At 62.1% G+C, this 23,454-nt stretch carries 20 protein-coding genes and 2 pseudogenes; 14 read left to right on the forward strand and 8 right to left on the reverse strand.

The features are described 5' to 3' along the window. Positions 1–2: 2 nt before the first annotated feature. The 4 genes from JO015_05275 (at position 3) to JO015_05290 (ending at position 3,138) form a co-directional block, all read left to right on the forward strand. Complete coding sequence (locus JO015_05275; GenBank protein ID MBV9998510.1) at positions 3–1,031, forward strand: zinc-binding alcohol dehydrogenase family protein; 1,029 nt, start codon at positions 3–5, stop codon at positions 1,029–1,031. 145 nt (positions 1,032–1,176) lie between these two features. Further along, positions 1,177–2,013, forward strand: coding sequence for an amidohydrolase family protein (locus tag JO015_05280; protein MBV9998511.1), 837 nt, complete (start codon positions 1,177–1,179; stop codon positions 2,011–2,013). A 251-nt stretch (positions 2,014–2,264) separates the two neighbouring features. Beyond that, positions 2,265–2,486, forward strand: coding sequence for a DUF2188 domain-containing protein (locus tag JO015_05285; protein ID MBV9998512.1), 222 nt, complete (start codon positions 2,265–2,267; stop codon positions 2,484–2,486). After that, positions 2,467–3,138 carry a hypothetical protein gene (locus JO015_05290; GenBank protein MBV9998513.1) on the forward strand — a complete coding sequence of 224 codons (672 nt, stop codon included), beginning with the start codon at positions 2,467–2,469 and terminating at the stop codon, positions 3,136–3,138. Before JO015_05285 ends, JO015_05290 begins: the two co-directional genes overlap by 20 nt. A gap of 78 nt (positions 3,139–3,216) precedes the next feature. Here JO015_05290 and JO015_05295 read toward each other — a convergent pair whose 3' ends face one another. Then, on the reverse strand, positions 3,217–3,804 hold the full coding sequence (locus tag JO015_05295) for a PadR family transcriptional regulator (GenBank protein MBV9998514.1): 588 nt from the start codon (positions 3,802–3,804) through the stop codon (positions 3,217–3,219). Positions 3,805–4,238: 434 nt separating this feature from the next. Between JO015_05295 and JO015_05300 the strand changes: the two genes are divergently transcribed. The 3 genes from JO015_05300 (at position 4,239) to JO015_05310 (ending at position 7,961) form a co-directional block, all read left to right on the forward strand. Further along, positions 4,239–5,306 (forward strand): MBL fold metallo-hydrolase, encoded by a 1,068-nt coding sequence (locus JO015_05300; protein MBV9998515.1) that lies wholly within the window; start codon positions 4,239–4,241, stop codon positions 5,304–5,306. An 817-nt stretch (positions 5,307–6,123) separates the two neighbouring features. Continuing rightward, the gene (locus JO015_05305) at positions 6,124–6,498 is read left to right on the forward strand and encodes a DUF305 domain-containing protein (GenBank protein ID MBV9998516.1); all 375 of its coding nucleotides are present in this window, start codon (positions 6,124–6,126) and stop codon (positions 6,496–6,498) included. Then, entirely contained in the window at positions 6,495–7,961 is a 1,467-nt protein-coding gene (locus JO015_05310) for a beta-propeller fold lactonase family protein (protein ID MBV9998517.1), read from the forward strand. Before JO015_05305 ends, JO015_05310 begins: the two co-directional genes overlap by 4 nt. Positions 7,962–8,320: 359 nt before the next feature. Here JO015_05310 and JO015_05315 read toward each other — a convergent pair whose 3' ends face one another. Then, positions 8,321–9,136, reverse strand: a complete 816-nt coding sequence (locus tag JO015_05315; GenBank protein MBV9998518.1) for an alpha/beta hydrolase — start codon at positions 9,134–9,136, stop codon at positions 8,321–8,323. A gap of 619 nt (positions 9,137–9,755) precedes the next feature. Here JO015_05315 and JO015_05320 point away from each other — a divergent pair. Beyond that, positions 9,756–10,193 (forward strand): hypothetical protein, encoded by a 438-nt coding sequence (locus tag JO015_05320; protein MBV9998519.1) that lies wholly within the window; start codon positions 9,756–9,758, stop codon positions 10,191–10,193. Positions 10,194–10,566: 373 nt separating this feature from the next. Here JO015_05320 and JO015_05325 read toward each other — a convergent pair whose 3' ends face one another. After that, positions 10,567–11,625 carry an ABC transporter substrate-binding protein gene (locus JO015_05325; GenBank protein MBV9998520.1) on the reverse strand — a complete coding sequence of 353 codons (1,059 nt, stop codon included), beginning with the start codon at positions 11,623–11,625 and terminating at the stop codon, positions 10,567–10,569. Between the two features lie 460 nt (positions 11,626–12,085). Between JO015_05325 and JO015_05330 the strand changes: the two genes are divergently transcribed. The 4 genes from JO015_05330 (at position 12,086) to JO015_05345 (ending at position 15,954) form a co-directional block, all read left to right on the forward strand. Then, positions 12,086–13,135 carry an ABC transporter permease gene (locus JO015_05330; protein ID MBV9998521.1) on the forward strand — a complete coding sequence of 350 codons (1,050 nt, stop codon included), beginning with the start codon at positions 12,086–12,088 and terminating at the stop codon, positions 13,133–13,135. Between the two features lie 23 nt (positions 13,136–13,158). Beyond that, entirely contained in the window at positions 13,159–13,905 is a 747-nt protein-coding gene (locus tag JO015_05335; protein ID MBV9998522.1) for a sugar ABC transporter ATP-binding protein, read from the forward strand. A 73-nt stretch (positions 13,906–13,978) separates the two neighbouring features. Then, the gene (locus JO015_05340; GenBank protein MBV9998523.1) at positions 13,979–14,908 is read left to right on the forward strand and encodes a sugar ABC transporter substrate-binding protein; all 930 of its coding nucleotides are present in this window, start codon (positions 13,979–13,981) and stop codon (positions 14,906–14,908) included. Between the two features lie 260 nt (positions 14,909–15,168). Beyond that, positions 15,169–15,954, forward strand: coding sequence for a FadR family transcriptional regulator (locus JO015_05345; GenBank protein ID MBV9998524.1), 786 nt, complete (start codon positions 15,169–15,171; stop codon positions 15,952–15,954). A gap of 558 nt (positions 15,955–16,512) precedes the next feature. Here JO015_05345 and JO015_05350 read toward each other — a convergent pair. Beyond that, the gene (locus JO015_05350; GenBank protein MBV9998525.1) at positions 16,513–16,674 is read right to left on the reverse strand and encodes a hypothetical protein; all 162 of its coding nucleotides are present in this window, start codon (positions 16,672–16,674) and stop codon (positions 16,513–16,515) included. An 835-nt stretch (positions 16,675–17,509) separates the two neighbouring features. Here JO015_05350 and JO015_05355 point away from each other — a divergent pair. Further along, on the forward strand, positions 17,510–19,438 hold the full coding sequence (locus tag JO015_05355) for a response regulator (protein MBV9998526.1): 1,929 nt from the start codon (positions 17,510–17,512) through the stop codon (positions 19,436–19,438). Between the two features lie 528 nt (positions 19,439–19,966). Here the strand turns inward: JO015_05355 and JO015_05360 are convergent. The 3 genes and pseudogenes from JO015_05360 to JO015_05370 form a co-directional block, all read right to left on the reverse strand. Beyond that, positions 19,967–20,122 (reverse strand): annotated as a pseudogene (locus JO015_05360) (transposase). A 293-nt stretch (positions 20,123–20,415) separates the two neighbouring features. Next, positions 20,416–20,926: pseudogene (locus JO015_05365) on the reverse strand (site-specific integrase). A 98-nt stretch (positions 20,927–21,024) separates the two neighbouring features. Continuing rightward, complete coding sequence (locus JO015_05370; GenBank protein MBV9998527.1) at positions 21,025–21,165, reverse strand: hypothetical protein; 141 nt, start codon at positions 21,163–21,165, stop codon at positions 21,025–21,027. A 92-nt stretch (positions 21,166–21,257) separates the two neighbouring features. Between JO015_05370 and JO015_05375 the strand changes: the two genes are divergently transcribed. Beyond that, on the forward strand, positions 21,258–22,745 hold the full coding sequence (locus JO015_05375; GenBank protein MBV9998528.1) for a hypothetical protein: 1,488 nt from the start codon (positions 21,258–21,260) through the stop codon (positions 22,743–22,745). A 111-nt stretch (positions 22,746–22,856) separates the two neighbouring features. Here the strand turns inward: JO015_05375 and JO015_05380 are convergent, their stop codons facing one another. Then, the gene (locus JO015_05380) at positions 22,857–23,144 is read right to left on the reverse strand and encodes a GYD domain-containing protein (protein MBV9998529.1); all 288 of its coding nucleotides are present in this window, start codon (positions 23,142–23,144) and stop codon (positions 22,857–22,859) included. Between the last annotated feature and the right edge of the window lie 310 nt (positions 23,145–23,454).

Below are 23,454 nucleotides of genomic sequence, written 5' to 3' on the forward strand. Positions count from 1 at the left end.
ATATGAAGACGATCCGCCTTGAGGAACCCGGCCGCCTTGCCCTCCTGTCTACCGAAGGGCCTCCGGCGCCTGCATCGATCCAGCCCGAGGAAGCGCTCGTGCGCGTTCACCGCATCGGCGTTTGCGGCACCGACATCCATGCCTTCAACGGCAGGCAACCCTTTTTCAATTACCCGCGAATCCTCGGTCACGAACTGGGCGTCGAGGTGGTGGCCGTGGGTAGTTCGACCACAAACGTGAAACCGGGCGACCGCTGTTCGGTTGAACCCTACCTCAACTGCGGCAACTGCATTGCCTGTCGCCGCGGTAAGCCCAACTGTTGCGTACAACTGCAGGTGTTAGGCGTCCACACCGATGGCGGCATGCGCGAGGCCTTTGTTGTCCCGAGCCGCAAATTGCACCCTTCGGAGCGGCTGACGCTGGATCAGTTGGCCCTGGTCGAAACGCTCGGGATCGGGTGCCACGCCGTGGACCGTGCGTGCGTTGAGGCGGGCGAATTTGTGCTGGTCATCGGCGCCGGCCCCATTGGGCTGGCCGTGGTGCAATTTGCAATCGAAGCCGGAACGCAAGCCATTGTGCTCGACATCAACCCGAAACGCCTCGAATTCTGCCGCGAACGGCTGGGCGCCCCTCACGTGATCAATGCCGCGCTCCAGGACCCGCTCGAAGCGCTTAAACAGGTTACTTCCGGCGATCTGCCGACGGCCGTGTTTGACGCCACCGGCAATCCCAAATCGATGATGGGCGCCTTTGACTACCCCGCCCATGGCGGCCGGATGGTTTTCGTCGGGTTGTTCCAGGGGGAGGTCACGTTTAACGATCCGAACTTCCACCGGCGTGAGCTCACCCTTTCGGCCAGCCGCAACGCGCGGCCGCAGGACTTCACCCGCATCATCCACCTCGTCGAAGCGGGCCGGATTGACACCGGACCGTGGATCACCCATCGCGCTTCGTTTGCCGACGCGGTCACGGAATTTCCCGCGTGGACTCGGCCCGAGACCGGCGTGATCAAAGCAATGATTGAAGCCTGATTGGGTGCGCCCTGACCTGGGTCCACGGTGACGTGCACGCACGCCTTCTCAACCCAACGCGGTCCTGCTAACTATCTGTTGGCGGAAGCACCGGGCCCTTAAGCCCACACCAACGCCGTTCCAACCATCCGCTAACGATAAAAAGGTGAAAATCGACGCCCATCACCACTTCTGGAGGTACTCCGCGGCGCAGTACGGGTGGATCGATGACGCGATGAGCGCCATTCGCCGCGATTTCCTCCCGTCGGACTTGGAGAAAGACATTCGCGACGCAGGCATCGACGCCGTTGTCTCGGTGCAGGCACGGCAGACGCTCGAAGAAACGCGTTGGTTACTGACCATGGCCGCCCAGCATGATTTTATCAAAGGCGTGGTCGGCTGGGTGCCCCTGGCCGAACCTTCCCTCCGCGACGAGTTGGACCGGTTCCGGGGTGACCGTCGGTTGCGGGCCGTTCGTCACGTGGTCCAGGCCGAATCGGACGGTTACCTGCTGCGCGAAGATTTCAACGCCGGGGTGTCCGTCCTGCGGGAGACAGGGCTTGCCTACGACCTGCTCATTTACGAGCGCCAATTACCCGAAGCCATCCGCTTTGTGGATCGGCACCCGCAGCAGGTTTTCGTGCTTGACCACCTGGCCAAACCGCGCGTTAAAGAGAACCTGCTTGAACCGTGGCGCCGAAATCTCAAGGAGCTTGCCCGGCGCGAGAACGTGTACGCCAAGGTCTCCGGCCTGGTCGCGGAGGCTGATTACCACGCTTGGACCGAAGCGCAACTTCGTCCGTATTTGGAGACGGCGCTGGAGGCGTTTGGCCCGCACCGGCTGATGTTCGGCTCCGACTGGCCGGTCTGCTTGGTGGCGTGCCCCTACCGGCGTTGGTACGACGTGGTGCACCGCTTTGCCGCCTCACTCTCGCCCGAAGAGCAAGCAAGCCTGTTTGGTCGCACGGCGGCGTGCGCCTATCGCCTGCATGAGGCGTCGTAAGATGCGGATGTGCGGCCTCTACGCGGTTGCGCGCACAAGCCGGCGCATCGGCGCAAAGCGTTCCGCGAATCGAGAGATCTACGCTGCACGCCGCGGACGGTTAAAAACAGGAGTTACCTACACTTTTTTGTTTTCCGTGCAAGTGCCGGGAACGGCTGCAGTCAGGCGTTTTCGCGACCGGCCCAATGGGGTCGCACAGAGACGGCCTGCCCACGTAAGACAAATGATAGCTTTTGTGATACGCTAGGGCCATGGCCGACCACGCCTCCACGACGCGCACCCGTTTCCAAGAAGCCTTGGAAGCCGTGCACGTACTGCCCGAAGGAAACGGCTGGACGGTGATGCAGGCCGGGCACGACCCGCAGGCGTTCGCCGATCGAGAAACGGCCTTGCAAGCGGCCCAACGTTCTGCGGCCTTGCGCCGCGTAAGCGTTTTGGTGCACGAATCAGAGCGTGCCACCCGGACCGAGTGAGGACCAGCGGCCGACGAAGCGGGCCGTGTTCATCAATTGCCCTTTCGATGCGGCTTATCAGCCGATGTTTGACGCCATCGTCTTTGCCGTCCACCGGTGCGGTTTCCTGGCCCGGTGCGCCCGCGAGGACGGCGACAGCGACCAGGTGCGGATCGACAAGCTCGTGCAAATGATCGCCGAGTGCGAACTCGGCATCCACGACTTGAGCCGGGTCGACACCGAAGGCCGGCTGCCGCGCTTCAACATGCCCTTTGAACTGGGGCTTTTCATCGGCGCGCAACGCTACCGGCCGGAAGGCCAGCGGCCTATCGGGGGCTTGGTCCTCGAAGCCGAACCGTACCAGCACCAGCGCTTCCTTTCAGATTTGGCGGGCAACGACTTTGAGGCGCACCACGGCAGCCCGGCCGAGGCGGTCAACGCCGTTCGAAAATTCCTGGCCGGCCATTCCCAGGCGCCGGTGCCCGGCGGCCGCCAGATCCTCCAAGACCACGACTTTTTTCGTAAAATCGTGCTGCCCGTGCTGCTTGAAGGCCGTCAGCAGGACCTCGAGTCGCTGACTTTTCGCGAGTTTCGGGATTACGTGCAACAGGTGGTTGACCGGCAAGTGGCCGAGCGGGGTTCTCGGTCTGCGCCCCCATCCACCGGCCCTTAACTAAATGGCAGTGGACTAAACCCGAGCAAGGCAAGCGTCAGGGAAGCGCCACGGTGTGGGGATGACTGAGCCATGAGTTCATAGCGTGTCCTGCGGTTTACTTTTGGAGGGGCTACCGTCCCACCCCAGGCGCTCAATCTGCTTGGCGGCATTGTCGATGATGTCGGTCACCGCCGCGAGCTGGTCAGGGGGCAACTGGTCGCCGCGCATGCGGAGCACCATCCGGAGATTCTCCATCGCCCGCATGATCGGGCCGGAACGGTCGCGCGCGTGCCGCTCGCCGGCCTGTTGCAACCGGTGCAGGATGGCATCCGTCATCTCGCGGTTGGCATCAAGTTCGCGCCGCCCTTGATCCGTGATCGAATAGAGTTTGCGCGTGCCTTCGACGGTGACCGCAGCCAGTCCCATCTCCTCCAGCATGGTGAGCGTGGGATAAATAATGCCCGGGCTGGGCGCATGGGCACCGCCCATCTGGTTCTCGATCAGCTTGATGATTTCGTAGCCGTGGCGCGGGGCGTCGCTGATCAGGTGCAGGATGACGAAACGCAGGTCACCGCTCTCAAAAAAGCGGCCCGGCCCTCCGCCGCGATGCCCGCGGCCTTCGTGTTCGAATCGACCTCGGCCGAAGTGCCTGTCCTCATAAGGGTGTCCGTGGAAAGATTTCATGGCTTCTATCGAGATATGCTTTTTCATAGTACGATATATCGCGATATGCGCAACCTGTTTCTGATTTTGATAGAGGCTTTCGGTCAGGAATGACCGCATCACCGGCTTGGACTTCGAGGCGCTGGTGTCGGCGGACGGTCGACCCCGCCCAACAGGACGCCCCGGCCTAAAGCGACCGGCTGTGCCGTGAAGCCACCACCATTCACCTTATGAGCGCCCTGTGAAACGTATATGAACTTTACCCCGCCGGGAGCGATCATATACTCCGTCAAAGCGCCCGCCCACGAGCGGCCCGGGCGGCGATAAACGGCCGAAACCTGGTGGACGTTTGGCCTCGACACCCCTCTCGCGCCTGCGGTAGAAAAAGGGCTTGCCTCCGGTTCCTGCCACAGTCAGGGACCTCCGACCAGAGCTTCGCTTTTCCCTTTGCGCCCATGAATGCACCCGGTTCGAATCCAACACCGAACCGCTTCTCCCTCCCTTCAGCCCTCGCCTTGATCGTTGGCGCGGCGCTGCTGTTGCCGAGCTTGGGGCAAATGAGTGGTCAACCGCAGCAAAGCGCCAGTGCCGGTGCGGCTTCCGGCACGCCGCAGCCGGGTCCGGTCCACGCCTTGAAGGTCACCGTGCTTTCCACCATGCTGACCGACGCGGCGGGCGTGGGCGAATGGGGCTTTTCCGCTCTGGTGGAGGTCGCGGGCAAACGCCTGCTCTTTGACGCCGGCGGCCGGCCCGATACCGTGCTCAACAACGCGCGTGAACTCGGCATCGACCTTTCAGGCGTTGAAGACGCCATCCTCTCGCATCATCACTGGGATCATGTCACGGGCCTGGTAACCTTGCGGCGCGAACTGTCCAAGGCCAACCCCAACGCCCTTTGCCGCGCGCACGTCGGCCGCGGCATTTTCCTGGAGCGATTGATCCCGCCGGGCGCGATGGCCTCAGGCAGGATGTCCATGGCCGAAGTCAAAAGCGGCTACGAAGCGCTCGGGGGCAAATTCATCGAGTACGCCGAACCCAAGGAGCTCTTTGCCGGCGTGTGGCTCACCGGTCCGGTCCCGCGGCCCTACCCGGAAAAGAATTACCCGGCGGGCATCCACCTGCGCGATCCCAGCGGGAAACTGCTGGAGGACAACATCCCGGAGGATCAATCGCTGGTCCTCGACACCGCTAAGGGCTTGGTTGTGCTGACCGGCTGCGGTCACGCGGGGCTCATTAACATCCTGACTTATGCGCGCCAGACGGTGCGGCCGGACACGCCGGTGTACGCCGCCCTCGGCGGGTTCCACTTGTTTGCGGCAAAGGCGGACGCGCTCGCCTGGACCGCTGACAAGTTGAAAGGATTCGGGGTGGCGCAGATCCTGGGTGCCCACTGCACCGGCATCGAGCCGGTTTACTATTTCCGTGAGCGCCTGGGGTTGGAACGCAAGGCGTGCGTGGTTGGCGCGGTGGGTGCATCCTTCGACTTGGCCCAGGGCATCCACCCGGGCAACATCGCGCAATAACTGGAGAGCTCACCAACGGCGGAGCCGCAGGTTCTAACGGTTCACCGCTTTGAGGCCACCCGAACGGCCCTTCCGGCAGCATGCCGAAGACAGCCCGCTGACGCTGCTGCTCCACGCGCTCTGGGCGCTGCAGGCGTTACACAGGTTTTCAAGTTGGTTGAGCTGCTCGTCGCGCGGGTGAGATGGCCAGAGCGGGGGGCCGGTGGCCTTGCTTGCTCCGGCCGACCGAGCCGATTTGAGCCCCGAAGCGGCGGCAGAACCCAGCCTTATACCATTCAATTGCGACCGGGTTTCAGCCCCGAAGTGGCAGGAGAACCTAGCCCAGGGCTTTACTCGACTGCCATTTAGTTAAGGGCCGCTGGATGGGGGCGCTTTGGTCCCGGAGCGACGCCTTATGCCGCCCTTTCAGGGCTCGATCGAGGGAGGAGTGCACGCCCTGGATCAACCCCTGGGCTAGGGTCTCCCGGCCCGTTGGGCCTAGACCGTTTATACGGTCTGATAGGTTTAACTCCGGCACGGCACCTGGGAAGGAAGACAAGATTTTACCTCCATGGCCGAAACGGTATAAGCTGAACGTGTCCCCACTGCAGGCCGTGGCGCGGGCGTGAGCCTGCGGGAGGAATGGTGTGCCCAAATTCAGGAAAATGCCTGAATCCGGGCGCAGAAACGGCCGCAAAATCCTGCCCATATCGCCGTTATTAACCTAAAATCCCCGAACTAATCCGGAAGATCGTCACTTTTTCAGCGCCCTGCCAGGCTGGCAGACGCGACTGCGGCGTACCGGTGGCGTTGCGCAACGGTCAGAACCATAAAGTTTATGCGTACCTCTTCCCTGCTCGTTACTCTCGCACTCGGGATAACCATACTCCGGACGGCCTCGCCTTCGAATCCGGAACCGACGCCGGACATTGCGTTAGACCAGGCCATGGCTGCGATGCACTCGGCGATGGCTAAGATTCGGTGCTCCGGGAACCCGGACGCCGATTTCGCCCGGATGATGATTCCCTATCATCAGGGAGCGATCGACATGGCGAAAGTCGAACTGCACTTCGGCAAGGACCTTCGCCTGCGGCGCTTGGCTCAGGAGATCATCGTCACTCAGCAGTCCGAGATCCAAGTGATGCGGGCCGCGCTCGAAGCTTACGACCTTTCTTCCGCCGACCCGAAGCGTAACAACTGGTGCACCCCATGATCAAACGACTTCGTCACTGCCTCGCATCGGCGTTGCTCTTTTGCGCAGGGACCGGCGCCGGCCTTGCGGCCCAAGCGCCGCATGCTGCCAGTGATCCCGACGTCCCCCTCAGCGCGCACGATCGCGTCTACACGGCCGACCAAACCTCGAACACGGTCTCGGTTTACGATCCTTCCCGCAACCAGCTTCTTGGTGTGCTTCGGCTCGGGGACGTGACGCCCCAGAACTTGAGCCCGCTTTACCGTGGCCAGTTGCTCGTCCATGGGCTCGGGTTCTCCTTCGATCACAAGACGGTAGCCGTCGTCTCGATCGGGTCCAATTCCGTGACCTTCCTCGACGCCGCGACTAACGCCGTCAAGTACGTCACGTACGTCGGCCGGTCGCCGCACGAACCGTTTTTCACCCCCGACGGCAGCGAGCTCTGGGTCACGGTCCGGGGCGAAGACTACGTGTCGGTGATCGATCCGGCCACTTATCAGGAGAAAGACCGGATTGTGGTCGGCAACGGGCCCGGCATGACGGTCTTTCGGCCCGACGGCAAGTACGCCTTCGTCTGTTCCAGCTTCATCCCGGAAACCAAGGTCGTGGAGGTTCAGACGCACCGAATCGTGGCCACCGTGCCCCAGGCGTCCCCGTTTTCACCGAACATTGCGGCCACGCCGGACGGCCGGCAGGTCTGGTTTACCCTCAAAGACGTGGGCAAAGCCCAGCTGTTTCGGGCTGAGCCCCCGTTTGAGGTCTTGGCCACTCTGGACACCGGCCCCATCACCAACCACGTCAATTTTGTGCGTAACCGGAACGGCCAATTCGCGTACGTCACCGTCGGAGGCGAAAACCGGGTCAAGGTCTACACGACGACCGACGCGCCCGAGTTGGTGGCCACCATTCCGACGGGCGAACTGCCGCACGGCATCTGGCCCTCCGGCGATGGGACCCGCGTGTACGTGGCGCTGGAAAACGGGACCGGCATCAACGTGATCAACGCGTTGACCAACCAGGTGGAGGCCAGGATCAACGGGGGCCAGTCGTCGCAAGCCCTCGTGTACGTGCCGGGGGCGGTGCCGACGGGAGACGGCTTGGCGCACCTCGAACCGCTGTCCGCCTCGGGCTTGGCGGAGCACCTCTTGTTGGGGCCGCCCGGCAGCTCGTCCCAAGCGGCGCCCACGACCGTCACGCTCGATAACCAGGGCCTGATCGACCTGCTGCAGGCCGCGGTCACCGGGCTAAAACCCGAGGCCGCGTACCGCTTGGCGCTCGTGCGGGACCGGGCGGACCCGTACCGGGAATTTGAGCCTTTGAGTACGTTCCAAACCAACGCGGCCGGCGCCGCGATCGTCAACACGCTGGGTCCCCTTCGCCGGGTGATGGCCGGCTCGGCCGCCTCCGATGACCGGCGTTACCTGGTGATCGTGCCGGTGGAGGAAGGCAACCGGCCCGAGCCCGTGCAGGTCCAGCGGGAGTGAATGAACTCAACGAGCGTTGCTCGCCCAACGCATCCGGGTGCATGACCAGCGAGGCAAGAGTGGAACTGATTTTTCGTCCCAGGCCACCGCTACCTTAAAGCGGTCGAGGAGAGCGGCATGAGGATTAAGGTCCAACTCACCGTGGAGTCTGGCGGGGATGAATCGGAAACGCTCCGAGGTGTGTGCCTGCAACGGGCAAGCTTGCGGTTGCGCAGACCATCGACTCCGCATGTCGTCGGGTCAGTTCGTTGGAGCAAATGCGTAATCGCGCTTGGGCGCGTTCCCGGGTTTTTCAATGACGATAAACGGCGTTTCGATGCGCCGCTATTTTCCGGGTTTGTTGCTCATTTCTAAACGGATCACGAGTCCAGGAAATCGATAACGGCCGCGCTGAAGCGCACCGGATCCTGTTCGAACATCGGATGGGTCGCGTTCGGGATCAGCGTGGCCCGCGCGCCCGGCACGTGCGCCGCCAGAACGCGCAGGATCACCGGGAGCGAGCCGGACGTCTCCTGCCCGCCGATGAACAGCGTCGGCACGCGGATCGATTTCGCATCGGCCCGTGAATAGGGCTGACGCTGCTCGTTGAGCTGCCCCAGCAGGGTGTAGGCGTTGTCGCGAAGCTCCTGCCGGGCGGCTGCGGGCAGCCGCCGCCAAGCGCCCTCACCCTCGACCCCATCGAGAAAGCGGCTCAAGCCGCCATCGACGTCTCCCGAGGCTATCTTTTCCGCCGCGGCCGCCACGTGGGCGCGCAACGGGGGAAAAGCCGCAGCGGCCGGATCGGAGACCGCCAGCGAGGGATCCAGATCACCCCCGGGCTCCGCCAGAATCAGCTTGCGCACGAGGTCCGGCCGGCGTTGCGCCACCCGGAAGGCGAGGTGCCCGCCACGAGAATGGCCCAGCAGGTGGAGGGCGCCAACCCCCAGGCCCTCGATGAAGGCCACCACGTCGGCTACGTGCTGGCCGACCGTGAAGCCGGGGCCCCGGCCGTCCCAGCGTTCGGGAAAGAAGTGCCGCAGGCTGAGCGCGATAACCCGGTGCCGGCGGGACAAGGGCCCCAACACCGGCGACCAGACCCGAAAATCGCACAGCGAGCCGTGGATGCAGACGAGGGGCGGGCCTTGCCCCACCTCAAGGTAAGCCAAGTTATAATCGTTGACGCGAAGGTGCTTCATCGAACGCTCCTCGGCCGGGGACGAACCCCGTGCCGCATGATTTCTGAACGCTTACCACACAAAAACCGGTAATTCCCAGCCCACGCCGCCGGTCCCGCATCCGGCCATCGGAACCGCACCGCCATCGTTGGGTGATCCAGGGTGTGACTGACCGAATGCAAACCGATTGGGCTGGCGATTGTCACGACGATTTCGATTGGTTGAGAGCCGCAGAGGACGACCCTGCCCCGTCGCGCAAGCGTTCGTGCTGGTTTCTGGCGGTTCTCCCGAAGGGCGCGAGCGGAGGGAAAACCGCGGAAAATCTCGCAACTCCCCCGCACCCAGACTGGAGCTTCGTCAAGGGAGGGAACGGAATAAACAGCGAAGGCTTGCGCGAGCAGTTTTATGCCGGCTCCCGACCTTGCGCGAGCCCTGGGAGGAGGCAACGACCCTCCCCTGCCGTGGCACGTGCCTATCTGCAGGATGCGTGGACCCGCATTTGGCCCACCGTTGATCCGGGAGGCGGAACCCCTGACCCCGGTTCTCGGAAATGGAACGGCTGGAGAACACCCCCGCACACCCGAAAGGGGTATTGTCCTCCCTCGCGTCCGCGTGATTTCCTGCGGTCAGATCGACCCCTATGAAAGCACGTTTATGCATCCTTGGCCTCCTCGCCGTCGCAAGCCTCCTCCTTGCCCCGGCTCGCGCCGCCTCCGCCGTCGCACTCGGCACCAACGGCCACTGGGCCACCTGCCACTTCGGCAACCAGCCCCTGGCGGTCGTCGAGAAAAGAGCGATCGAAAGCTGCCGGCTTGCCGGGGGCATCAACCCCCGGGTGATCGCGTCCAGCGCCAGCCCCGGCTATGCGGCCGTCGCCTACTCCCGCGCCCGGACGACTTCTGCCACGGACGCAACCGGCGCCCGTGGCACCAGCGCGTGGGCGATCGGGTGCGCGTTTGGGGCCCCGACCCAAAACGGCGCCAACCGCCAGGCGATTGAGAACTGCCGAAAGCACGGGGGCACCAAGCCGGAGGTCCGGAGCACCTGGTTGGACGCGGCCCAAGGTTTCCGCCTGTAGAGAAGAAACCCCGTTAAAGGTCCTTCAAAAGACGCCGGGTGGCCAAGGCCAATACGGTACACAAGCGTTACGGTGTTTGGCCGAGGGCTTGCGCCGCTTCAAGGGCAAAGAAGCTGCGCGCGTGCCGCATCTGGCGCACTCCCACGGCTAACGGCCATGAGATTCGGCGGTCTTACGATCGGCTCCCGACCGGAGACCGCGGGCTATGGACCGGTCCCTCCCTGAGCGTACCGCAACATTTTTATTTTATGATCCCCCGGTGAGCGCCGAGCCGCGCCGCCGTCCAATCGGGCGATGTTCGCGGCAGCGGCGCAACCAGGGCAAAGCGATGGCCTGATCGGGACCGGCAGCAGGAGCCGCAGGACGGGCGTCGTCACTGCTTCGTGCTTGCCTCAGCCGTCTTCCCCTGATTCATGTTTGCCTCGATCGCCTTCTTGGCCTCCTCTTGCGTGTATTCATGGCTGGCGACGCCCCCGGCGGGGATGTTGGGCAACGCCGCCTCGAAGTCGTCCTGCGTGAACTGGAGGTACGGCACGATCAGGTCATGAGGAATGTCCTTGTGCCCGTCCAGGATCTGTTGCGCCACCCAGAACGCAAGGGTGCAGACGCCGGGCGCGATGGACGCCGACCACGTGGAATAGCCGTTCTTATCCTTTTGTTCTTTCCACCAGGCGAGCTCATCCTGGCGGTTGCCCATGGTAATAATCGGCAGCTTGCGTTTGGCCGCGATGAAGGCTTGCGCGGCGCCGTACCCATCCCCGCCCTGGTCCACGACGCCCACGATTTCGGGAAGGGACGGCAGGACCGTGGCGACCGCCTTTTGCGCAGTGGTCTGGTCCCAGTCGCCCTCAACGCTGCTGACGAGCTTGAAGTCCGGATGCTTTTGGACCCCTTCCACAATCCCGCTATGGATCGCGTCGTCGATCGAGGTGCCGGCAAGGCCGCGGATCTCCAGCAAGTTGCCGCCTTTGGGCAGCGATTTGGCCAGGTGCTCGACTTCCTGCTCGCCATAATCCTTGAAGTTGACCACCACGCGCCAGGCGCAAGGCTCGGTGACGATCCCATCGAATGACACGACCACGATGCCGGCGTCACAGGCCTGCTTGATAGCGCCGTTCAAGGCATCGGGTGAGGACGCGTTAATGACGATCGCGTTGTAACCCTGCAGGATCAGATTCTGAATCTGGGCTGCCTGGGTCGGTACCTCCTTGTCGGCCGTGGTGAACACGTCGGCCGCGGCAACGATACCGTCTGCCACCGCTTTTCTGGTGACGATGTCCCAACTCTTCAACATGGCTTGCCGCCAGGAATTACCGGCATAGTTGTTGGAGAACGCGATGCGCATTTTACTGGTGTCTGCGTGGCTCGCGTCAGCCAACGCAACTCCCATTACAGCCGCCAGTAGAAGCCTGCTGCAGGTACGTGTCTTCATGTGTTTCTTACCTTGTCGAATAGATGCTTAAACCGTGGTTCGCTACTGCCGCGGGCCGCAGCAGACGCGTGGTAGAGGCTTTCCCGCCTGGCACGGGGAACGGCGCATGCTTCGGCTTGTGATGCGATAAAAGGAAGTTCGGGAACACTTGGGGGGAAGCTACCTCGACCCGCAGGAATGCTTCGAGCGCGGCGCTGACCGGCTAGTTTACATCGGAACGCCGGTTAAGCAACTTTAATTTGGCTGCAAACGACGACTGGACTGGCTGTCCGTTGGCCTGACCAATTATTTGCTTGACCTTTTGTCCCAAAAACGGCTAATTGCACCGCTGAGCTCGCGACAAAGCCGTCCCCCTTTTCAGAGTGTTTTGGACGCGGGCCGGCCGGTTTTTTGCGTTTGGCAGAAACTCGGTAATGGTTGGACCGCCTGCTTTGGCACTGCCTGGAATATCGCTTGCGAAATGAAGACGAACCTCGCCTGTTCTCATGACAAGGCCTCTGTTCCCGGCGGAAACGAAGCGGCAGGCCACCACCTCATCGGCCTGGCTCTTGCAGGCCTGCGATTCGGCCCTGGCTTCATTCTTGCGGCGCTCGTGCTAACCCTGGGCCTCAGCTCACCGTATTTCTTTACGGCGCGAAATCTTGGAAACGTCCTCGCGCAAACCGCGACCATAGCGGTTCTGGCGATGGGCCAACACCTCGTCATTTTGACCCGCGGGATTGATCTATCCGTCGGATCGGTCTTGGCCCTTTCATCGGTTGCCGGCGCACTGGTCTACAGGGAGGTGCACTCGAGCGCGGTCGTCATCGCGTCGATGCTAGGAACCGGCTTGGCCGCGGGTTTTATCAACGGATTCGTCTATGTATGGGGGCGCCTTCCGCACCCGTTCATCGTCACCCTGGCGACCCTTAGCATTGCGAGAGGGCTCGCCCTTGAACTGGCTGGAGGCGCGGCCATTCCGGGGATGCCCGCCACGATTCTCTTCCTGGGCGGCGGCTCAATCGGCGGCGTGCCGACGTCGGCATTGGTCGCCGGAGGCGTGGCGCTTGTCCTGGCCGGTATGGCCCGGTGGCTCGTGTGGGGTCGATGGATCTACTCGGTTGGCGGGAACCCGGATGCGGCACGGCGGGTTGGGATACCGATGAGGGGCGTTCTGTTGTCCGTTTACATGATCTGCGGCATCACCGCGGGAATCGGTGCAGTCCTAACCTCGGGGCGGACAGCGGCCGGATCTCCTCTTTTTGGCAACCTGGCTGAACTCGATTCGATTGCGGCGGTTATCATCGGAGGAGCGAGTTTCCTCGGGGGTCGCGGTCATATCGGAAACGCGCTGACCGGAGCGTTGATGATTGGAGTTATCCGAAACGCTCTCAACCTTCTAAACGTGGACATCTTTTTTCAGCTGATCGCCATCGGTATAATCATCGTCCTGGCGGTTGAAGCGGATGTCCTGCGTGGAAGACTCGAAGAGCGGTTCCGTATGATACAATCGTTGAGGGTAAATCAGTGACCGGCCCCCCGATAAAGCACGAACTGCGTTCTCCTGAACTGGTGGTCAGGAATCTATCGAAGCGGTTCGGAGCCATCGTAGCCCTGGACGATGTCAGTTTAGAGGTGAATCGCGGGCAAGTGCTGGCCCTGCTCGGCGACAACGGTGCCGGGAAGTCAACCCTGATCAAATGTATAAGTGGTGTTCACCAGCTTGATTCGGGCATCATCGAACTAGGCGGGCAACCGGTGCACATTCGTTCGCCGGCGGACGCCCGGCGACTTGGAATTGAAACGGTTTATCAGGACCTGGCGCTTTTTGACAATCTTGGCCCGAGCGCAAACTTCTATGCAGGCCGGGAGTTGGCGGGCCCGCCGTGGCTACCTCGTGGGATGCGGCTCCTGCGCGGGCGCGAGATGAATGAGACCACGCGCAGGCTGCTCGATCAACTGCGTGTAAGACTGCCGAGCTTTGATGCGCTCATCGGGCTGATGTCAGGAGGTCAACGCCAGGCAATTGCGGTTGCCCGGGCAACGGCCTTTGCAACGCGCGTGGTCATTTTAGACGAGCCGACCGCGGCGTTAGGCGTTCGTGAAACCAAGCAGGTTCTCGAGTTGATCGTACAACTGCGCAATCAGGACAGCGCCGTGATCCTGATAACGCACAACCTGGATCACGTCATCGAAATTGCCGACCGGGCAGTCGTCATGCGGCGTGGCCGTAATGCCGGGGAAACCAAACCGAAACCGGAAAATCGACAAGAGATCGTATCGATGATCGTAGGGGCCTAAGCGGGGTCATTCTCAACCGTGCCGGTGCTTTTGCTGGGCGAGCATTGGCGCGGCAATCTCCCAGCCCAACATCATGGAAAAAGTGAAAATACCAATATCAACCAGGTTAGTTCGGTTCCTCCTGCTAAGCATAAGCCTAGCAGCATCTGCGCATGCGGAAGCGATCAAGGTAGGATTCATTACAAAATTCCCCGCTGATTTCTTTTTCACGCTGCAAAATGCCGCGAAGGAATACGCCTCAAAGAATTCGGATGTGCAGATTGTCTTTGGTCAAGGCCAGTCGGCCACTGATACGGCCGGTCAGATCAATCTGATCGAGTCGATGGTTTCCCAAGGGGTTAAAGGGATCGCGATCACGCCCGTCAGTCCCGAGCTCATTCCGGCGCTTGATAAGGCGGTGGCCGCCGGGGTGAAAGTCGTGCTTATGGACAATGACCTTCCGAGCTGGAACGCAAAGAGCGCGGTGGTTGCCACCAATAATCTGGAGGGCGGAAAGCTCGCCGGCAAATGGCTCGCCACTAAACTGAAGGCCGGCGACAAGATGGCCGTTCTCGAGGGGGTCCCTGGGGTGCCCGCTCTGGACGACCGGGTCAAAGGCATGATCGCGGGTCTGGGGGGACTTGAGGTCAAAGTGGTTGGAAAGGCACCCACGAACTGCACCAGGGAACTCGGCGTTTCAGGGGCCGAAGACCTCCTGACGGCCAACCCAGGGGTTGCCGCGATCTATTCTGCGTGCGGACCGCCGGCGCTCGGAGCCATCCAGGCAATCGCCCATTCGGGCAGCAAGCAGCATATCATCCTGGTCGGATTCGATGCGCTTCCCGAAGAAATCAAGGAGATCAACGCTGGGAATGAGGATGCTTCGGTCGCGCAATTTCCAAAGAAAATCGGAGAACTCGGCGTCAGCACGCTGGTGAAGGTGATCAAAGGCGAAACCGTACCTCCTTTCGTCGATACCGGTACCGCTATCGTGACAAAGGAGAATGTGAACGAGTTCGAATAGCCGTCCCCTGGTTGCCACACTGACGTGGGGCTCGCGGCTGCATGGCTGGCAGACGCCCCGTCGGGCACGTCCTGGGGTCATCGGTGAGTGAAATGGAGCTTTTGTTTATGGGATTGGGAGCAGAGAATTCGTGGCAACAAAGGGCTTGTTCACAGGGCGCACCGGGTGAGGGTTTCACGTCAGTAAGGTCGTGAGGCGCTATGGTCAGATGACCCGGCCACGCTTTGGCACGCTTTGCATCCGTGTTATAAAGGTCTTCCATGCCGATCCAGGTCATCGAGCCGCGCCGCCTTTACGTGCAGATCGCCGATCAAATCCGGTCGTTGATCGACAATGGCGAGTTTTCGCCCGGGAGTCGTCTCCCGACCGAACGAGAACTGGCCAAGCGGCTCGGCGTTTCCCGGCCGTCCGTGCGTGAGGCGCTGATTGCCTTGGAGGCGGAAGGCTATGTCGACGTGCGCCCGGGCTCGGGCATCCTGGTCACAAACCCCCAAGGCGCAACGGGGGGGTTTTGGAGCGATGAGGGGCCGCTGGAAATCCTGCAGGCCCGGTGCCTGATCGAAGGGGAGATCGCGGCGGAGGTTGCGCCGGCGGTCCGGAAGAAGGACATCGCCGCGCTCGAGCAGATTGTCCTGCAGATGGAAGGTGCAGCAGATGCGTCCACCCGTCTGACCGCCGACCGGCAGTTTCACCAGTACATCGCGGCGAAGCTTGCGAACAAGGTGCTGCTCCGGCTGGTGACGGAACTGTTCTATCAGCGCGATGGCCCGCTGGCCCGTCAGTTCGCAACCCATTTTGACAACGCCAAAAGCTGGACGGAGGCTTCGGACGAACACCGTCAGATCGTGGCGGCGCTGGCGACGCGCGACGCCGAACGAGCCCGCAAGGCGATGCGCGACCACCTGCGAAAAGCGTATAAGCGTTGGGCCCAGGACCTGGAGCGCGGCGCTCGAACCGGCTCCCGCCATGCCCCGCGCCGGCGCTCCTCGATCGACGCAGACGGCGCGGTGCCGATTGCGCGAGGCGAGTCGAGCGCACGCGGCTAATCCGGCACGGACGGTCAAATGATTTGGATCGATCATCCAAAGGCGCCTATGTCCTTCGAAATCACCTGAAACGTGCATGCACCCGAGAAACCCTGCCAGGGGCGCGCCTCGAGGTACTCCTCCGAGAAGCGGCGCTGCCCGGCGCCGGGCAGTTTGTGCTTCCGGGACCGCCATCGGCGCAGCCGTTGCCGCCCGTAGCCGGCCACCCTCCGGTGGGCTCGGACGGACCGAACCGGCAGGCACGCCCACGTGCCCGCAGCCTGCACCGGTTTTCAAGTTGGTCGAGCGGTCGTTGTCCCGGAGGGACAGCCGGACAGTGGCCAGGGACTTCAGCTCTTGGACGGAGCATTTAAGGGGGAATGAGGGAATGCGTCCCATCGGGACGCCTGAAGGCGTGACACCAAGCCCAGCGGACGTCGTCTCAGAAGCGGCCTTGTCGCCCGCAAAACTGGCGCTCCGGAACTTAGGTTAACAGGCCCAAGGCGATAAGTCCGGCACGGCGCTTCCGGCCGCCGCAGGCGATCGGCCCGAGGCGCATAGCCAAGCCGCGACCCGCGCTCAGGCTTGGCGGCGGCGCTGGCGTTTGAACCGCCGTCGCCGGCGCTCCAACCGGCGCTGGCGGGCCAGTCCGGCCAGCACGATTGAGGTGCGGGGCGAGCGCACGGGCGCCGCGGTTTGGAACCGCAATGAAAGCGAGGAAACAGGGCCAGCGTTGCTCATGGTGACGCTTTTCTTAACGCACGCTCTTTTGACGGTAAATGGAACGAAAGGTCCGGCCGGAACCCGGCTCGGGGCAAAGGCGACAACCCGGCGTGATAACCCTGTAATCCGGCATGCGCCGCCTCCCCGGGCCGCGAAGGTTGCGGTGGTGGATCGAACGACTGCACCGCGAAGGTACACGGGCCGTATGCCGCATTTCGTTCCTAACGTGAAGGGGGTGAGGCGTTCACTCCGGTTTTTCGCTCCGAGGTAGCGACTCCATGCCACGCTTTCCTTCATGCTCCCGCTCCAAAGGACGATCGGACCCGCCCCGCTCACCGCCGGTAAAGGGAAGAGGAACATCCAACCCCAGGGGTTCGAACTCGTCCAGTCGACAGAACCTTTTCCCAACGATTCAGTGAAGGTAGTTGGAACGATTGGGCCGTACGGCCCTTGCACCGCCTCAAAATCACTCATGAACGCCGCCCGCGGGTTTGAGGCCGCTCGGCGCTTGGTAACGGCCATAGAACGCCGGAACGGCGAGGCGATGATTGCTCGGCCTTTCCGAAAGGGATGATGGCCCGCTGGGGAGCGGGGCCTGTTTCACCCGTTATTTCGGACAGGGTTGGTTGGCAGGGGCGGTGACGGTTTCGGTTACGCCTGTCACCATGGCTTGAAGTATTCTAAAACGATTTGTATTTATAGCGTAGAGAGCGACAGCTGGCGTTCTCATCTTCTGTTCTATAATGAGGTTCAACTATCGGGAAACCCGGGCTGATAATAGGATCGATGATAATTATTATATCATCTTGTAATTGCGAGGTGCCGTGAACCGTTGACTGAGGACGCCCCATCGATGACGTTGAATTCTTCATCGGCCGAAGCCGTAGGGACCAGCGAGGACGGCAGAAAGCGACAAGTCATGGCGGCACAGGTTCGGTTGCTTTATGGCAATGCGAACCTGGTATTCGCGGTCACCTTGGTCGCCGCGTCGATCTTGGGCCGCCTTCAATGGGAGGTCATTGCCCATCCAATCGTCCTCGGTTGGTGCCTGTACATGTTTTTGGTGGCTATCGGCAGGTTCACGCTGGCGCGCCGGTACCGGCGCAGGTCGCCGTCGAACCTCGAGACGGCGGGGTGGTGCGCCGGGTTTGTGGTGGGCACCGGCTTTGCCGGAACGGGATGGGGTGCAGCCGGCATTCTGCTGTACCCGGAAAGCCAGCCCGTGAATGAACTCTTTCTCATTTTCATGCTCGGCGGGATGATGCTGGGCGCGGCCCCAATCCTTGCGGCGCGGCCGGAGGCGTATCGGGCGTTTCTCATCCCGGCCGGACTCGCGCCTACCGCACGCCTGGCGCTCTGCGGCGATGAGACCCACCTGGCGATGGCGCTGATGGCCGGCCTGTTCACTCTTGCCACCCTCAGCACGACCAGACGCATCCACCTGACGATCGCCTCATCATTGAACTTACAGTTTGAAAATGCGGCGCTGGTGGAAAAGTTGCAAGCAGCCCGGCAACGTGCGGAGGCCCTGAATGAGCAACTCGAGCGTCGGGTCCAGGCGCGCACGGCCGAACTTCACCGGTCAACCCAGCAACTGCAGGTTGAGATTACGCAGCGTGAACAGATCGAAGAGCAGTTGCTGCGTGCACGCAAGCTCGAATCGCTCCGGGTGCTGGCAGGCGGCATCGCACACGATTTCAACAACTTCTTGGCCGTCGTGCAAGGGAACGTCGAGCTGGCCAAGGCGCGGCTCAATCGAGACGCGCCGGTGCAGGCGATCCTAGACGAAATGGCGAGCGCATGTAAACGCGCGGCATTCCTCTCGTCCCAGTTGCTGACCTTCTCAAAAGGCGGCGCGCCGGTCCGTCGCTTGGTCTCGCTTGCCCAGCTCATCATGGACGCGGTCCCCTTGGCACGGGCTGGGGCCCAGACCCGCTTCGACGTGCACGTTCCGGAGAACCTCCGCTCTGCCGAGGTCGATCCGGGCCAGATCGGCCAAGTGCTCCACAACGTCCTCCTCAATGCGCGGCAGGCAATGTCTGAGGGCGGAACCATCGAGGTTCGCGCGGAAAACGTTAACCTCAAAACTGCGGCGGGTATGGAATCACGTGTAAGGATTTCCATCCGGGACCACGGAGCCGGCATACCTGACGATGTGCTCCCTCATATCTTCGACCCCTATTTCACCACCAAGCCCGGCGGCAGCGGCCTTGGGCTGGCGACCGCCTACGCCATCATCACCAAACACGGCGGCAATTTATCCGTACAAACCAAACTTGGGGACGGGACGGTCTTCACCATTGATCTGCCCGCCTCGGAGGAGAATCCTGAACCGCAGGCCCCGCTTACCGCCCCGATACAAACGGGGACGGGGCGACTGTTGGTCATGGACGATGAAGAGGCAGTCCGTAAGGTGGTGGTTGGCGTGTTAACCACGCTCGGCTACGAGGTGCAAGCTGCCGGGGATGGGGCCGAGGCCATTGTCCTGTTCGGGAACGCAAAAGCGTGCGGCCGCGATTTTGACGCCGTTGTGCTGGACCTCACCGTGAGCGGAGGGATGGGAGGCCTCGAAGCGGCCGCGCGGCTCAGGGAGTTAGATCCTTTGGTCAAACTCATCGTTTCCAGCGGTTACTCGGATGCACCGGTCCTCTCGGATTTGGGGAAGTACGGCTTTGACGACTTGATTCCGAAGCCGTGGACGATCGCCGAACTGAGCGAGGTGGTCCGACGGGTGCTTCAATCGGATTCCAATCGCCACGCCAAATCGAGCGTATCCGGCTGACCAACTGCACGGACGACGAGCGGAAGGGCTGGCAAGCGCACGGCGTAAGTATGTATAGGCGTGGTTCGGACCACGCGCAGGCCTCTCCGGCGACCGGCAAGATTCTCGGGTGTCGCGGTTTCACCGCCAGACCTCTGCGTAAAACCCATTACCAACATTAAAAACCCCAAGGTCAGGATTCTGAAGCTCCTCATAACTGTAAGCGACGCCCGTCGCTCGGCATCACTCTCTTCGGTTCGGGAGGTTATGTTAGAGAGGGAACTGATGAGATGCTCCACCCAGCCTTCTCACACATCCTCTGGTTCTAAAACGGCCCAACGCGCGATCGGGCAAGCCGGCCTTTCTCTAATACGGCCTCGGCGGCCACGGTGGCAAAATCTTGTCTTCCTTCCCAGGTGCCCTGCTAACGTTACACCTATCAGACCGTATAAATGGTCTTAGGCCCAAGGGGCCAGGACACGGTTTGATGGCCTGAAGGGTCAGAGGAACTTAGCCCAGGGTTTACCCCACTGCCATTGAGTTAAGGGCCTATCCGAATAAGCCGGCGACCCGGTAAGCAATCAAGCCGCACACGAAGTGGAGCAGCCCCAGGTAGTTCTCGGCTTTCTTGGCCCAGCGGGTCAGCAGGCTGCGGAAACGGTTCATCCAGCTGTGGGTGCGTTCCACCACCCAGCGGCGGGCCTTCTGGCCGGGCTTGGCCTCCGGCGCGGGGGCCGCGGCTTCGCCCCGCAAGCCGATGTGCGCCTCAAAACCCAACGCCGCCGCCGCGGCGCGCACTTCCTCATAGGCAATAGCCCTTGTCCAGGCAGAGGTGCTGGGGCTCAGCAGCCGACGGCGTGGGCCGGGGCCGGGCGCGCGCCTTGCCCGTTGCGGTCGTCTGCTTGGCGGTCTTCATCTCCACCAAACATAGCACAAAATCGCTTATTCGGATAGGCACTTATTACAGTTGTAGATGGCAGATTGGCGCGGCAAAAGGCTCAGCTTTCTGCGACAAGTGGCCGGAAAATGCGGCTTTTTCGCCTCTTTTGCCTTGGGATGTGCCGACTCCTGCCCCAAAAACCATAATCGACAACTGTAATACTAGCCACTTGAGACGCGTTGAGGCATTCAAAGGGGGCGCCGCCAACCATGTAGTTGCCTATTTTTGCCCAACCCCTCAAAAAGGTAAAATTCGCGACTCTCCCTCGTTCCCCCTCGGCCTTGGGGCGCTTGACCCCGCGCACCGGGTTGTGGCTGACGGCGTTGACTTCGCAGAGGTGATCAAATAATGAGGCGACGGCGGCCAGCTTCCGGCGGATGGAACTGGGGGCTAGGCTGCGCCGCTCCAGGTCTTTTCGCCACGCGATGAGGTGCGCCCGGGTGACTTGCCGCATTTCCTCCGGGCGTTCCACGCCGGCAAAGGCCGTGAATTCTTTCACGTCGTTGCGGTAGGCGCGCCGAGTGCGGGGGTTGTCGAGGGCGAGCAAACCACTCCAGCTCGGGCGGCATCTCGCCTAAACCTTGGAATTCGGCGCGGCTCAAACGTTTCCCTTCCGGTTCGGGGTTGTAAGCCCAAACCCCCGAAAATTCCGACACCCCAACGCCAGCTACCCTCGGCCATCGCCCAGGTCGGCGGCAAGAAGGAGCTGACCGGCAGGATCGACATCGAAATCGAACTCAGCAACCCGTGCGCCCGGCTGATTGCCAACGCGATCCTCTACCACAACTCCGCCATCCTGTCGCGGCATCGGCTGTCGGATAGTATTACACAAAAACATTGGAAATAATTTCAATTATGAATATTATCCAAGGCCGTGCTGGTTTGAAACGACCGTAGACCATGAGCCCAAAAACGGGGGCATTCGCCCTAAGTACTACCCTCTGCCTTGCCCTGGTCGCCGGGCTGACGGCCCTGAATTGGACGGACCCCGGCGCTGATGATCCCGAACCCCGCCGGGACGGTCCTGAATGGAACCTCATTCGAACCCTGTCGCCCTTACCGGAGACCCCGTCGGCCGATACGACCAATGCGTTTGCCGATGACCCGCGTGCCGCCACGCTGGGCCAGATGCTGTTTTTTGAGAAAGGCATCGCCGGCCCCATCATTACGGGGGACAACGGCCAGAACGGCGGCCTGGGCCGGCCGGGACAAACCGGCCGGATCTCCTGCGCGTCCTGTCACCAGCCCGCTTCGGGCTGGATGTTCGATATCCGTTCCAACACCGGGGTACCCCAGGACCCGCACGCCACCGCCCTGGGCGCCAGTTGGGGCAACCGCCACGTGTCGAGCATCATCAACAGCGCTTACTATAACATCTGGCGCGAGAACGACGGGGTCTCCGATTCCACCTGGGCCGATGCACTTACCGACCCGGAAGATCCCACCTCCCAGAACGGCAGCCGCCTTCAGGTCGCCCACGTGCTCTGGAACAAGTATCGCCAGGAGTACGACGACATTTTCTCTCACTCGCCGGCGCCGCTCGATCCCCGGCTCGATCCTCACAACCCGCACGCGTCCGATTTCCCCGCCACCGGCAAACCCGGCGACCCGCAATGGGAAGCCATGCCGCAGGCGGACAAAGACATCATTAATCGCATTTTCGCCAACTTCGGCAAAGCGGTTCAGGCTTACATCCGCCGCTGCGTCAGCCGCAATGCCCCCTTCGATCGCTACGTGGCCGGCGATGAGGACGCCATCAGCCATTCGGCCAAACGCGGGCTAAAGCTATTCGTGAGCCAGCGCGTTAACTGCGTCGCGTGCCACTCGGGCCCCCTGTTCAGCGACACCCAGTTCCATACCACGGGCCTACACGTTAACACCGAGCTTTCACCGCATGCGGATCCGACCGAAGATGGCCGGTTCTCCGCGCTGCAGCAGGTGCTATCGAACGCGCCGGGCACCACGGGTCAATTCAACGTCAACAGCGTCTACAGCGATAACCGCCGCACCGGATTCCTAACGGGCTTGGTAGCGGTCGAATCGGACAAAGGCAAATGGCGAACCAAACACTTGAGGGGCGTCGCTGCGACGCCCCCCTACATGCACACCGGCCAGATGCCAACCCTCATGGACGTGATCAACTTTTACGACCGTGGGGGCGATCTGCCGGGAAGCTTTATCGGGACGAAGAGCCCCTTGATGCACCCCTTGCATTTGACGCTGCAGGAGAAGTACGACCTGATCGCTTTTCTTCACACGCTGACCGGCGACCCGCTTCCGGCCCGCCTGACGCATGACGCGTCGAAGCCCGACAGCGCCGAACCGGCCGACGATAACAACCCGCCGCACCGGCAGGTCACGTCACGGCACAGGGGCGGACGGCCCTGACCGTCACGTGGCGGCCGCAGCGGGAGAGCGGGAGATTTCGGGGGTGCACCTGCCGCTGGAGGTCCGCATCCAGGTGCTCAGTCGTCGGAAACACTCGCTCTGCAGGACCGGCTAAAGCGCAGCGAGAAACTCCTTCCAGGGCGTGGCCACCAGCGTCTCGGTGGACGCATGCCCCAGGGCGCGGATGATCATCCCCACCTTTTCCACCTCCTTGGGATCGGCCGCTTCGACGATGTCCACCACGTCGAAACGACCCAGGGTGGCATAACTCTCTTTCCAGGTCACCCCGGGACAGTGCTGCTTGATCTTCTCTGAGACAGCCTCGGCCAGTTTTTTGAAGTCTTTTGGATCGTCGATCGCCTCCGGGGAAATGCGGCTGAGAATCACGAACGTCGCCATAGGACACCTCCGATCCGATCAGCGTACACTCCCCGGCATCGTCCAGCAACTATCCCTGGTTTTGGTGCAGCTTTGAAAGCTGGCCTTGCGGCGGTAAGGCCCGGGATGGCCGAACCGAGCTCGACGCGGGATGTCGCGAAGCCCTTTATTAGTGGACTGCCTGCGGGAGCATGGCATTGCGGGCCACCGGCTACCGGTTCTGCGCCTCGCGGGCCGGCCTGGAGCCCACAGGCACGTTCGCGTGCGTGCGCGCCTAAAAGCCCCTTGGGCTCGGAGGACGAACCTTGCGTATGCTTTCGACGACCCGGAG

The sequence above is a fragment of the Verrucomicrobiota bacterium genome, assembly GCA_019247695.1.
GTDB lineage: Bacteria > Verrucomicrobiota > Verrucomicrobiia > Chthoniobacterales > JAFAMB01 > JAFBAP01.